The organism is Deinococcus aerophilus, assembly GCF_014647075.1.
In the GTDB taxonomy this organism is placed as follows: domain Bacteria; phylum Deinococcota; class Deinococci; order Deinococcales; family Deinococcaceae; genus Deinococcus; species Deinococcus aerophilus.
Map to the genome: position 1 here is coordinate 21,156 of NZ_BMOM01000030.1, position 11,845 is coordinate 33,000.

General features: G+C 68.4%; 15 protein-coding genes. 11 read left to right on the forward strand and 4 right to left on the reverse strand.

Features of this window, described 5'->3' with window-relative positions; genetic code table 11:
• The first annotated feature begins 36 nt into the window (after positions 1 to 36).
• Positions 37 to 945, forward strand: a complete 909-nt coding sequence (locus IEY21_RS13920) for an acyltransferase (protein ID WP_188904951.1) — start codon at positions 37 to 39, stop codon at positions 943 to 945.
• 100 nt (positions 946 to 1,045) lie between these two features.
• Here the strand turns inward: IEY21_RS13920 and IEY21_RS13925 are convergent, their stop codons facing one another.
• Positions 1,046 to 1,720, reverse strand: a complete 675-nt coding sequence (locus IEY21_RS13925; protein ID WP_188904952.1) for a metal-dependent hydrolase — start codon at positions 1,718 to 1,720, stop codon at positions 1,046 to 1,048.
• Positions 1,721 to 1,896: 176 nt separating this feature from the next.
• Between IEY21_RS13925 and cdaA the strand changes: the two genes are divergently transcribed.
• The 7 genes from cdaA (at position 1,897) to IEY21_RS13960 (ending at position 7,816) form a co-directional block, all read left to right on the forward strand.
• Positions 1,897 to 2,745, forward strand: a complete 849-nt coding sequence (cdaA, locus tag IEY21_RS13930; protein WP_229753112.1) for a diadenylate cyclase CdaA — start codon at positions 1,897 to 1,899, stop codon at positions 2,743 to 2,745.
• The gene (locus IEY21_RS13935) at positions 2,742 to 3,740 is read left to right on the forward strand and encodes a CdaR family protein (RefSeq protein WP_188904953.1); all 999 of its coding nucleotides are present in this window, start codon (positions 2,742 to 2,744) and stop codon (positions 3,738 to 3,740) included. Before cdaA ends, IEY21_RS13935 begins: the two co-directional genes overlap by 4 nt.
• Before the next feature lie 203 nt (positions 3,741 to 3,943).
• The gene (gene yqeK, locus IEY21_RS13940) at positions 3,944 to 4,489 is read left to right on the forward strand and encodes a bis(5'-nucleosyl)-tetraphosphatase (symmetrical) YqeK (RefSeq protein WP_188904967.1); all 546 of its coding nucleotides are present in this window, start codon (positions 3,944 to 3,946) and stop codon (positions 4,487 to 4,489) included.
• Between the two features lie 34 nt (positions 4,490 to 4,523).
• Entirely contained in the window at positions 4,524 to 5,789 is a 1,266-nt protein-coding gene (locus IEY21_RS13945) for an LCP family protein (RefSeq protein ID WP_188904954.1), read from the forward strand.
• Entirely contained in the window at positions 5,786 to 6,190 is a 405-nt protein-coding gene (gene rsfS / locus IEY21_RS13950) for a ribosome silencing factor (protein WP_229753113.1), read from the forward strand. Before IEY21_RS13945 ends, rsfS begins: the two co-directional genes overlap by 4 nt.
• A gap of 240 nt (positions 6,191 to 6,430) precedes the next feature.
• Positions 6,431 to 6,868, forward strand: a complete 438-nt coding sequence (locus IEY21_RS13955; protein WP_188904955.1) for a hypothetical protein — start codon at positions 6,431 to 6,433, stop codon at positions 6,866 to 6,868.
• 171 nt (positions 6,869 to 7,039) lie between these two features.
• The gene (locus IEY21_RS13960; RefSeq protein ID WP_188904956.1) at positions 7,040 to 7,816 is read left to right on the forward strand and encodes a Crp/Fnr family transcriptional regulator; all 777 of its coding nucleotides are present in this window, start codon (positions 7,040 to 7,042) and stop codon (positions 7,814 to 7,816) included.
• Between the two features lie 50 nt (positions 7,817 to 7,866).
• Here the strand turns inward: IEY21_RS13960 and IEY21_RS13965 are convergent, their stop codons facing one another.
• Both IEY21_RS13965 and IEY21_RS13970 read right to left on the reverse strand, forming a co-directional pair.
• Positions 7,867 to 8,379, reverse strand: a complete 513-nt coding sequence (locus IEY21_RS13965) for a DUF3809 domain-containing protein (RefSeq protein ID WP_188904957.1) — start codon at positions 8,377 to 8,379, stop codon at positions 7,867 to 7,869.
• Between the two features lie 57 nt (positions 8,380 to 8,436).
• A complete protein-coding gene (locus IEY21_RS13970) occupies positions 8,437 to 8,655 on the reverse strand; it encodes a DUF3248 domain-containing protein (RefSeq protein WP_373290524.1) in 219 nt (72 codons plus the stop codon).
• Between the two features lie 145 nt (positions 8,656 to 8,800).
• Here IEY21_RS13970 and IEY21_RS13975 point away from each other — a divergent pair, with 145 nt between their 5' ends.
• The 3 genes from IEY21_RS13975 to coaD all read left to right on the forward strand — a co-directional run bounded on the left by IEY21_RS13975 (position 8,801) and on the right by coaD (position 10,289).
• Positions 8,801 to 9,106 carry a hypothetical protein gene (locus tag IEY21_RS13975; protein WP_188904959.1) on the forward strand — a complete coding sequence of 102 codons (306 nt, stop codon included), beginning with the start codon at positions 8,801 to 8,803 and terminating at the stop codon, positions 9,104 to 9,106.
• Between the two features lie 89 nt (positions 9,107 to 9,195).
• A complete protein-coding gene (locus IEY21_RS13980; protein ID WP_188904960.1) occupies positions 9,196 to 9,753 on the forward strand; it encodes an RsmD family RNA methyltransferase in 558 nt (185 codons plus the stop codon).
• Positions 9,750 to 10,289 (forward strand): pantetheine-phosphate adenylyltransferase, encoded by a 540-nt coding sequence (gene coaD / locus IEY21_RS13985; protein ID WP_188904961.1) that lies wholly within the window; start codon positions 9,750 to 9,752, stop codon positions 10,287 to 10,289. Before IEY21_RS13980 ends, coaD begins: the two co-directional genes overlap by 4 nt.
• Positions 10,290 to 10,311: 22 nt before the next feature.
• Here the strand turns inward: coaD and metK are convergent, their stop codons facing one another.
• Positions 10,312 to 11,550 carry a methionine adenosyltransferase gene (gene metK, locus IEY21_RS13990; protein WP_188904962.1) on the reverse strand — a complete coding sequence of 413 codons (1,239 nt, stop codon included), beginning with the start codon at positions 11,548 to 11,550 and terminating at the stop codon, positions 10,312 to 10,314.
• Between the last annotated feature and the right edge of the window lie 295 nt (positions 11,551 to 11,845).

Here is an 11,845-nt window from a genome sequence, read left to right on the forward strand (position 1 = left end):
CTTTACTTTTCACAGCATCCGGGTACAGTGTCGGACGTGACTTGGCTCAAGCCGGTGGATATTGACAGCGCGGCGCAGGCGTCGTTCGGCGCCTTCGTGCAGGATCTGGAGGCGCGGCTGGCCGACCCGGCCACCGACCGCAACGTGCTGGTGCGTGGAGTGCTGGCCCAGGCCATGTATGGACGCTCCTACGAGGCGCTGCAGGCGGACGCCCCCCTGGCCGCCCTGAACCTCGACGCGCGGAACGTGACCTTTGAGGCCGAGTACTACCTGACGACCGACACCGAGAAATTCCAGCGGGTCAAGCCGCTGCTGTGGCTGTGGAAGATGGCCGACCTGACCCCGCTGGGCCAGAACCCGGTAACCGGCATTCCGCTGCGCCGCGTGCTGGCCGGCCACATCTTCAAACGGGTGGGGCGCAACTTCAAGTGCTGGCAGAATGTGGAATTCAGCGTGGGCTACAACATGGAAGTCGGGGATGACGTGGTGGTCCACCGCCACGTGCTGCTCGACGACACGGGCGGCATCGAGCTGCACGACGGAGCCAGCATCAGCGATTACGTCAACATCTACAGCCACACCCACAGCGTGCTTGACGGTCCGGACGTGACCCTGCGCCGGACCGTGATCGGGCGCGGCGCGCGCATCACCTACCACAGCACGGTGCTCGCGGGCAGCGTGGTCAGCGACGACGCCATGCTGGCGACCCACGCGCTGCTGCGCGGCGACATCGAGCCGCACGGCATCGCCATGGGGCTGCCCGCCCGGACCACCCGCCTCAAGCTGCGCGACCCCGGAGCCCTGGACGTGATGGTCGACTCCCGCACCCGCCCGCTCGATCCAGGGCGCAAGGCCAATCCGCAGTTTCCGGACCCCACGCCCAACCAGACCCGCAAGCCGGACAGCCAGGAGCCGCAGCCCAAGCTGATCGTGGGCGAGCGCTGAGGCGCCCAACAGCGACCTCACCCCAGGGTGCGGGCCGGCTTCACTGCATATCACTGTGCCTGGGGCCGGCCCGCACCGCTGCCGGGCTTAAATCCTGGGTTTAAAGTTCGGTGGTCTCGCCGGGTTCCAGAATGCGGACCTCCACGCCCTGCGCCGCCCGCTTGAACTCCTGCGGGTCGCCGGTGAGCGGGGGAAAGGTGCCGTAGTGCATGGGAATGGCCACCCGGGGGCGCAGCAGTTCCAGCGTGCGCGCGGCCTCCTGGGGCCCCATGGTGTAGTGGTCGCCGATGGGCAGCAGCGCGGCGTCGAGGCCGTGGTCGCCGATCAGGCGCATGTCGGAGAACAGGCAGGTGTCGCCGGCGAAATAGACGCGCTGGCCCCCCAGTTCCACGATCAGGCCGGTGGGCATGCCGCCGTAGGTGCCGTCGGGAAAGGAGCTGCTGTGCCACGCCGGAGTCAGGGTGACGCTGCCCCATGCGGCGCGGTAGGTGCCGCCGATGTTCATGCCAATGGCACCTGCGGCGCCGTGTTTCTGGGCATACCCGGCGATCTCGGCGGTGGCGATCAGGGGCACGCCGGCCTTGCCGAAGGCCAGGGCATCACCCCAGTGGTCGCCGTGGGCATGGCTGATCAGCACGGCGTCTACCCCCCATTCCAGCGCTTCTTCCAGCGTGATGGGCGAGCTGGGGTTGCCGGTGATGAAGGGATCAATCAGGAGGCGCTGCTCGCCGTGCTGAAACAGGAACGTGCTGTGGCCCAGAAAACGAATGTTCATGGTGGACTCCTGAAAGCGGTTGAAGATAAACGAGGGATGAAGAGGCGAGCGTGGCGGCCCGCAACGGCGATGCTGTCGGCAGCGAGGCGACCTGCGCCCGCTCGGCAGGACACCGTATAGTAGGCGGCGCAGCACTCTGTAAAGCCCCCCGTTTCCCCAAGGAGTTTTTTAACCTCATGCCCACCCCCTTCGGCCAGGTGAATGTTCAGGACGTTCTGGACATTGTGCTGGTCGGATTCCTGGTCTACCAGGGCTACCTGCTGGTGGCGGGCACGCGGGCCGTGAACGTGGTGCGCGGCATCCTGGTGTTTGCGGGGGTCTGGGTGGCGGCGCAGCTGCTGGGCCTGACCACCCTGAGTTACCTGCTGGGCCGCGCCGGAACGGTGGGCATCTTTGCGCTGCTCGTTCTCTTTCAGCCGGAGCTGCGCGCCGCGCTGGAGCGGGTGGGCCGCCCACGGGGACGCGACATCAGCGCCAGCGGGGCGGCCCTGCAGGACCTGGCCCGCGCCATGGAGCGGCTCGCCGAGCGCAAGACCGGCGCGCTGATTGCCATCGAGCGCCGCACGCCGCTGGGCGAGTATGCCGAGACCGGCGTGAATCTGGACGCAGTGGTCAGTGTGCCGTTTCTGGAGGCGCTGTTCGCGCGCAACGCGCCGCTGCACGACGGCGGCGTGATCCTACAGGGCTCGCGGGTCATTGCGGCGGGGTGCCTGTTTCCGCTGCAGGCGGCCGACGGCACCTACCGCCGTTATGGCACGCGCCACCGCGCGGCCATCGGGCTCTCGGAGCTGACCGACGCGGTGGTGCTGGTCGTCAGCGAGGAGCGTGGCAGCATGAGAATCGCGCTGGGCGGTCAGCTGGGGCCGGACCTGAACGGCACCGAACTGCGTGAGCAGCTGCGCACGCTGGTCTACGACCATCCCTTTTCCTCACAGATGCCCGCCCGGGACGGCACAGAGCGGTCGCCGCGCAGGACCGAAACGCCGGTGGACCTGGGCAGCAAATCCCACGAGGAGCGGCTGTGAGCACGCCCTCCCCGTCCGGGCCGGGCCGCTGGGCCTCCGCGCGGCGCTGGCTGGAGCCGCGGTATGTCTGGGGGCGCAGCACCCACAACCTGGGAGCCAAACTGCTGTCGGCGGTGGTGGCCGTGACCCTGTGGTTCGTGGCGACCGCCGACCGCCGCGCCAACGTGGAGCAGGGCTACGACGTGCCGGTCACCGTGCGCGACACCACCGGCGGCCGGGGGGAGGGCACCCGCGCCACCAGCGACCTGAACCCGGCAACCGTGCGCATCACCCTGGCGGGACGGCCCGAGCGGCTGCGTGAGCTGCGCGCCGAGAACATCGAGGCCATTGTCGACGTGACCGGCGTGCCCGAGGGCAGCTTTACCCGCCCTGTGGCGGTGGCTGCGCCGAACGGCACCGCGGTCAGCCGCAAGTCCCCCGACACGGTGCAGGGCTTCGTGGACACCCAACTGGTCCGCACGCTGCCGGTCACGCTCAGCGTGTCCACGCCGCCGGACACCAGCCTGCCGCGCTACAGCGTCTCGCCGAGCGAGGCGACCGTGACCGGGCCGGGCCGGGTGGTCTCGGCGGTGCAGCAGGTGGTGACCAGTCCGGTGTTGATGCGGGCCGCTTCTGAACAGGAAGCGCCGCTGATTGCCCTGGACGACGCCGGCCAGCCGGTCCAGGGCGTTCAGCTCAATCCGTCCACGGTGACGGTGCGCCGCCTGGATTCCGGCGAGCTGCCGGTCAAGGCCCTGCGCGTGACCCTGAACGATCCTCCGGCAGGCCTGCGGGTCACGTCGCGCAGCGTGCAGCCCAGCACCGTGCGGGTGGTCGCCGCGCCGGATCTGCTGGCCCGTCTGCGCGAGATCAGCGGCACCGTGACCTACCGCGCGGGCACCTACACGGCCCCCGTGCAGCTGGAGCTGCCCGACGGCGCACAGGCGCTGGAGAACGTCAGCGTGCGCCTGACGGTGCAGCCGGTCACCCCGGCCCCCACCCCCCAGACTCCGTGAGGCCGGGTTCGATGAGGACAGGATAAGTCCGGAAGCGATTCCAACTGTTGATTGCATCAATCACGCGTCAGGCCGGCGTCGTATAGTGGCGCCATGATGTGGAGGAACGGCCACATGGTTCGGTGATTGCCCCGGTGCTGACGCTGCCTGCCCTGACCGCCCACGATGCGGGCTGGACCGGCTGGGAGGAGCGGGTGCGGCTGATGGTGCGCCCCCGGCGCTTCGAGCATGTGCAGCGGGTCGCCGACCTTGCCGCCCAGATCGCCCAGGCGAACGGGGCGGATGTGTGCCGGGCCTACGCCGGAGGAATTCTGCACGACATAGCCCGCGACATGCCGGACACCGAACTGCTGCGCCTGGCGCCGCCCGAGTGTTCCATCGACAGCCTGCATCCCCTGGCGCTGCACGGGCGGGCTGGGCGGGCGCTGCTGTGCCGCTGGGGTTATGACGATCCGGTGGTGCTGGAGGCCGTTGAGGACCACACCACCGGGCCGCGCGGCGGCAATCCGGTGGCCGCGTGTATCTACATCGCCGACGTTTCCGAACCCGGCCGGGGCGTGAACGCCGACATCCGAGAGCTCGCCCTGCACGACCTGAACGCGGCGCTGGAACGCGCCATCGTCTCCAAGGTGACCTACCTGCAGGGCAAGGGCATCCAGGTGCATCCGCGCACCTTGCGCTCGTATCAGGACCTGCCGTGCAACCAGGGCCACCGTGCCGACCCGCATCTTGCCCCGCCCCCAGCGTGATGTTCCTGTGAAAAGACCCTCCGCTCCGCGGCCCGTGGCCGCTTCCCGCTCTGTGCCGTCCCGCTCCATCGCCGGGCTGCGGGCGCTGCAGGCCTTTGGCCTGAGTCTGGCGGCGCTGACCCTGGGGGGCCTGCTGTTTCTGCGGGGGGCCGGGGGGGCTTCCGGCATGGGCACGCTGCCCGGTCAGGAACCCCATTTTACCGTGCTGATCGCCGGGCGGGACATCGTGTACTGCTATTACCGTCAGCCGTGCAAGGACCAGGACCAGCGCCAGGGCCTGCTGCAGCCGCCCAACACCGACACGCTGATGCTCGTCAAGGTGGACGGTCCGCGCGTGCGCGTGTTGAACATTCCCCGCGACACCAACGTGGGGCCCTTTGACCCTTACAGCTCGCCCAGTGCCCAGAAGGTGAACAGCCGCTACTTCTCGGGGGGACCGCAGGCCCTGACCCGGGCGGTGGAGACCATCACCGGCGAGCGGGTCGACGCCTACGTGATTGTCCGGACCGACTACGTCGAGCGGGTGATCGACGCGCTGGGCGGGCTGGACGTGACCGTACCCGAGGGCGGCATCGAATGGGTGGACCAGGCCGCCGGGGTGGACTTCAAGCTGGCGCCGGGCGAACATCACCTGGAGGGCGATCAGGCGGTGTTGTTCCTGCGCGTCCGCAAGGGCTTTGGTGACGATTACGGGCGCATTGACCACCAGAAACAGGCGCTGACCCAGCTGGTGGCCCGGCTGCGCAGTCCGCGGGGGCTGGCCGCCCTGCCCACCATCCTGGGCGGCATCGGTCAGGGAGTGGAGACGAACACCGACCCCGAGGCGCTGCTCGCCCTGCGGCCCTACCTGTCCGACCTCAAGCTTACCTTCGCCACGCTGCCCACCAACACCATTCGCGGCAGCTTCAACCTGGCGGTGGACCGGGAGCGTCTGGCGCAGATCTGGGGCGACCAGGCCGCGCCCGCCGCCGACACACCGCAGGTCCGGGTGAGTATTGTGGATGCCAGCGGCGCGAACCTGGGCGGGGGACTGGCGCGCGCCCTGCAGGTGCTCGGGTACGGGCAGGTCACGGTGCGCGCCGCTCCGGCCAGCCGCGAGGCCAGCACGGTTTTTACCGGCCAGGACGTCGCCGACGCCAATGCTCTGGCCGCGGCGCTGGATCTGCCCCGCCTGCAGGGTGAACGTTTCCCAGTCGGAGCCGGCGAGGTCGGTATCCTGTTGGGCACCGACGCCCGCGCCCACCTTGCGGCCCTGGCTCCCCTCGCCACCTCACCCACCCCCTCAACGGAGACTCCATGACCCCCACAACCCCCTCATCCAGCACCCCCACCAGCGCCAACCAGCGCCACACCGACCTGACTCAACTGCGCGCCATCGTGGACGCCGCCCGCGAGCGCCGCGCCGAGAACCTCACCGTGCTCGACCTCTCGGAGGTCAGCAGCACGCTGGAGTACTTCGTGTTGTGCACCGCCACCGCCGGCCTTCAGCTCAATGCCGTGCAGGAGAACATCCGCGAGAAGGCCATGGAGGCCGGATTGCCGCGTCCCAGCGTGGAGGGCCCCAGCGAGCGCTGGCTGCTGCTCGCGTTCGGCGGCAGCATCGTGGTGCACATCATGACCAAGGAGGCCCGCGAGTACTACGACCTCGAGGGCCTGTGGAGCGACGCCCGGATGCTGGACTTTCCCGAAACCGAGGACTGAAGCATCGCTCGTCGTGCGCCGCCCGGTCACCTGCCGGGCGGCGCACACTGTTGTGTGGCGGGCATCACTCCGGCTCCGGCCCTCTTGGGAACTCCTGAATGCCTCCTGTAGACGGCCTGAACTTTCATGATGTTCACTGCGTCGCTGTGGGGAACTTCCTGCCAACACGCACGCTCGTGTTGGCGGCTTGACACACACTCCTGTTCCAAAAGTTCACCCTGTAAGGTGGAGGTACAACTCATGAACACCAACAATCTCAGGGCAGGAGTCTTGGGCGGTCTGGCAGGGGGTCTGGTCTTCGGCATGATGATGGCCCTGATGGGCATGTTGCCCATGATCGCCGGGCTGGTGGGCAGTTCCAGCGCTTTGGTCGGCTTCCTGGTGCATCTGGTCATCAGCGCTTTGATTGGGCTGGGCTTTGCCGTGGTTCTGGGCGGGCGGGTGCATTCCTACAGTTCGGGAGCTGTGCTGGGAACCCTGTACGGCGCACTGTGGTGGGTCCTGGGGCCGTTGCTCCTGATGCCGCTGATGATGGGTATGGGTCCCCAGTTTGCCAGTGCGCTGAGCTCGCCGAACCTGATGAGCTTGCTGGGGCATCTGATCTTCGGTGTCCTTCTGGGAACCACCTTTGCGGCCCTGACGGCCAGGAATGCTCCCCGGCCCAGCGTGACTTCCTGAAACCAGTGGCCTGATCAGGCGGCCAGCTTTTCCGGAGCGCCACAGTTGACTGCTGAGGGATGACCTACACTGAAAGACCACCCGTGTTCCTGACCCATTCCTTACTGCTGGGCGGCGGGCCTGAACCGCTGCCCAGCAATGTCTGCATGCCAGCGCCGAGTTGTGAGTGAGATGAAAAAGAGCCTCCCCGATCCTGGCCGCACCCTGCTGTCTTTGCTGGGTGTGGGACCGTTTGTTCGCCGCGAGCAGCCGGTGTGGTCCCTGCAGGGCACCCGGTGGTCCGGCCTGCTGCCCGATGAAGACATGCGGATCATGGGCCAGATCTGTCCGCCGGTTCCCTACCAGCGCGATGAGCGTGTGTACCGACATGGTGATCCGGCCAGCAGCCTTTACATCCTGCTGGAAGGTCATGTGAAGCTGACGCAGCCTACCTGGCTGGGTGGAGAGCGGGTGGTGTCGGTATGCGGTCCAGATGATTTTTTTGGGGAGAACTTTTTAACAGGAGCCGATGTCTGTCAGGCCCATGCCATCTGTCTGAGTGACCAGGCGGTGGTGTGTCCGGTGAGTCGCCCTCAGTTTCTGGAGGTCGCTGCCCGGTTGCCCAATGTCGCCCTGAATCTGGCGATGGTGCTTGCCCGCCGAAACGCCGATCTGGAATACAAACTTCAGGCCATGACCCAGCCGGTGCAGGTGAGACTGGCACGGGTCATGGTGGAGCTGGCGCTGCACCATGGCGAGGAGCTCCGCGCAGGCAGGTATCACCTCACCCTGGATCTGCGGCATGACGAGATTGCCAGCATGGCCAATGCCAGCCGTGTGAGCGCGACCCAGGCCATCAGCGCGTGGCGCTCACAGCAACTGGTCATGGGGACCCGCGGCGACTACCACATCGACGTGGGCGGTCTGGAACAGCTGATCGAGAAGCTGGAGCTCGCTGCCTTGAAGTGACGGCGTGGGGTGTGTGCGGCGCAGGCACGCTTCGATGAGTTCTGCAGCTCCTAGTTTTGCAGCTCCAGCGCCTCACGGATGCCCTCGGGCAGTTCCTGGGTCACGCGGTCCAGCGTGCGGCTGGCGGCGGCGCGCACCATCTTCTCGAAGGCCGCGCCGCCCCAGCCCTGGGCCTCGGGGATGCTGAGGTGGGCGCGGAACTGAAAGTGGAACACCACCTCCACCACCCGGCCGGGAGTGCGGTCCCCGTCCGGCGGGGTCCCTTCCAGAACCTGCGCGTGTCCGCTGACCTCCACCCAGGCGCGTTCATCCGGAAGGGCCTGGGGGGTCAGCGTGGCGCCGTCTGGGGTGGCCGTCAGCCGACTCACAAACGGCAGGTCGGCCTCGCCCAGCACGGGCAGGGGCACCACCAGTTCGCCGCGTACCTCGCCGTCCCCGGCGCTCAGCCCCCGCAAAAAGCGCAGGCGTGCGAGCGTGCGGGCCGGGTCGCGCACGAAGTCCAGCGCCTGCAGGGCCGTGCCGGGGGCCGGCAGGGTAAAGTGCCGCTCCGCCTCAATGATCACGCGCGCGTCCTGGAGGCTGCCATCAGCGGACCGCGCCGGCGAAAGCGGGGCGCGGCATCAGTCGACCCACTCGATCACGACCCGGCCCTCGTCCAGGGCCGAGCGCAGTTCGGCGTCGCCCGCGCTGCGCAGCCGGGGCAGGTGGGCAAAGCGCGGAGTGGCCGAGGCGTAGCCCAGGCGCACGACCACCTCGTCACTCACCTCATCCTTGCCGATGCGCCAGACGAGCTGCCCGCCCAGGGCCTCAAGGTCCAGGCCCAGCCGCTCCGCCGCCATCTCGGGGGCCGCCTGCTTGTCCTGCAGGGGCTCCTCCGCCTGCTGGGCCGCGTCCGGCGGCGTGGCGTCGGGGTCGGGCACAGAAGACCGGTCGCTCATGCGGGCCATTGTACGCGCCCGCCGGAACGGGTGTAGAACGGAGGCCATGACGCCTGACCTGCCTGCCGACCTGCCCGCTGATCTGGCCGCCGCGTCCCCGCCGGTGTCGTGGCGCACCGTGGAAACCCGCGTGGGCCTGGAGGATCTGCCCGCCTTCCACCGCGCCTTTCTGACCTGGCGCGGGGTAGAGGGCGCCCCCGACATGCCGCTGCGCTGCGTGTCGCAGCGGGTGGAGGCCGAGCTCAACCGGCTGGTGCAGGGCGGGGTGGCCCGCCGGGAGAACGGGGACTGGCTGCTGGACCCCGGGACCCTGGCCGATTTTCCGGCGTACCGCGCGCTGATGTTCTCCTGACCCAGGCGGATGTGCCCGCCGCGCGGCCGGACCCGTTACCCTGACCGCATGAGCCTGTTCCTCCCGCCCGCGCCCACCACGGAGCGCCCATGAGCCTGCGGATTCTGGGCGGCACCGCCCGGGGCCGCGCCATCCAGGTGCCGGCCAGCGCCCGGCCCAGCGGCGCGCGCATCCGCAAGAGCCTGTTTGACCTGCTCGCGGCCCGTGCGCCCGGCGGCACGTTTCTGGACCTGCACGGCGGCAGCGGCGCGGTGGGGCTGGAGGCCGCCAGCCGGGGCTATGCGGTCACCCTGATCGAGAAGGACGCCCGCGCCGTCCGCGCGCTGGAGGCCAACGCCCGCAGCCTGGACCTGCGGGTCCGCATCCTGCGCGGCGACGCCCTGGGCGTGCTGCCCCGGCTGGGGCACTTTGACCTCGTGTTCAGCGACCCCCCTTACGAGGCCGATATTCCGGCCCTGACCGCGCGGCTGCTGGGCAGCGGTGTGGTGGCGGCGGGCGGCCTGCTGATCTGCCAGCACCCGGACCGCGTGACCCTGCCCGAACATCCCGGCCATGACCGCGAGGTGCGCGAATACGGCAGCAACACCCTGACGCTGTACCGCCCGGTTGCGGCGGGCAGAGAGGGCGATAAGGTGGGAGACGCATGAACGCCGTCTTTCCCGGTTCCTTTGATCCCATCACCAGCGGCCATATGGACGTGCTGACACGGGCCAGCCGCATCTTTGACCACGTTACGGTGACGGTGATGCACAACGCCCGCAAGCAGGGCCGGCACCTGTTCACCCTGGACGAGCGCCTGGAAATCCTGGAAAGCGCCACCGGCCACCTGGAAAACGTCAGCGTGGACTCCTTTGATGGACTGCTCGTCGACTACATGTCCAGGTCCAGTCAGGACAAGGGCATCATCATCCGCGGACTGCGGGCGGTGAGCGACTACGAGTACGAATTGCAGATCGCCCACCTCAACCGCCAGATCGGCGATACCGAGACGGTGTTCATCATGGCGGCCACCCGCTGGAGCTTCGTGAGCAGCTCCATGGTGCGTGAGATCGCGAGCTACGGCGGCGACATCAGCGAGATGGTGCCGCATGCCAGCGCGCAGGCGCTGCGGCACAAACACGCCGACATCTATGCCGAGCGCGACATGCAGCAGCGGGCACAGCGCGAGAGCCGCCTGCCGTGAGCGCGGCGGCCAGGCCAGAGCGTCAGACCTGAACCGTGGCCTGGGCCGCTTGCGTCTGGGCCGCTCGGCGCAGCGTCTCTGTCCGGTCGGTCTGCTCCCAGGGAAATTCGGGGCGTCCGAAGTGTCCGTAGGCAGCGGTCTGCGCGTAGATCGGGCGCTGCAGGTCCAGCTGCGCGATGATCGCCTGGGGGCGGGCATCGAAATGCGCCTCGACCAGCCGGGTCAGGTCACCGTCGGCGAGTGTCCCCGTGCCGTAGGTATCCACCCGCAGGCTGACCGGATGCGCGCGGCCGATGGCGTAGGCCACCTCCACCAGGGCGCGGCGGGCCAGACCGGCGGCCACCACGTTCTTGGCGATGTAGCGGGCGTAGTACGCCGCCGAGCGGTCCACTTTGGTCGGGTCCTTGCCCGAGAAGGCCCCGCCGCCGTGTGGCACGGCCCCGCCGTAGGTATCCACGATGATCTTGCGCCCGGTCAGGCCGGTGTCGCCGTGCGGACCGCCAATCACGAAGCGGCCGCTGGGGTTGATGAAGTACTTGGTGTCCCCGGTCAGCAACTCGGCCGGAATCACGGCGCGGATCACGTGTTCGAGCATGTCGGCCCGGATGGTTTCCTGGGTGGTGTGCTCGTCGTGCTGGGTGCTGATAACCACGGTATCCACGCTGACCGCGCCGCCCTCGTGCGGCTCGCCGTCACGGACCACCGTGACCTGGGCCTTGGCGTCGGGGCGCAGGTAGGGCAGCGTGCCGTCCTTGCGCAGCCCGGCGATCCGGCGCGTCAGCGCGTGCGCCAGCGAGATGGGCAGCGGCATCAGCTCGGGGGTCTCGTCGGTGGCGTAACCGAACATCAGGCCCTGGTCGCCCGCGCCGATGCGGCTGTGGGCGTTCCGGGGGTCGGCCTGCTGCTCGGGCGTCATCTCGCGCCACTCCTCCGAGGTATCCACCCCGGTGGCAATTTCCGGCGACTGCTCGTGGATGGACACAAGCACCGCGCTGTACTCGGCGTCAAAGCCATAGTTGGCACGGGTATAGCCCACGGTCTTGACGGCCTCGCGCACGGTCTTCTGAATGTCCACATGGGCCGTTTCGGCGCGGACCTCGCCGGCCACGACGGCCATACCGGTCGTGAGCAGCGTTTCCACCGCGACCCGGCTGCCGGGCTCCTGGCGCAGGAACTCGTCCAGGATGCTGTCCGAGATGAAATCCGCGAGTTTGTCCGGGTGACCTTCCGAGACCGATTCCGACGTATAGAACTTCCGCATGTCTGCTCCTGATGCGCGCTGGGGGGCGTCTCACAGAACTTGACCTGGAGAGGGATGGCGCTGTGTACCCGGCACGGCGTCCGCCTCATGCCCGAGGCGGACTCCTGCAGGGTAACGCAGGCTCCGCCCGCCGAAAAGGACGAAGGCCATGCTGTCCGGAACTGTCATCCCCGCGCGGGCCTCCATGCAGGAATGTTCAGGGCGTTCTCATCCGCCTAGGGTGTGTCCGCAAACCCTGGAGGCAGTGTAAAAATGACGTGTGGTTCGGCGTTACGAGTTGACCGATGAGCAGTGG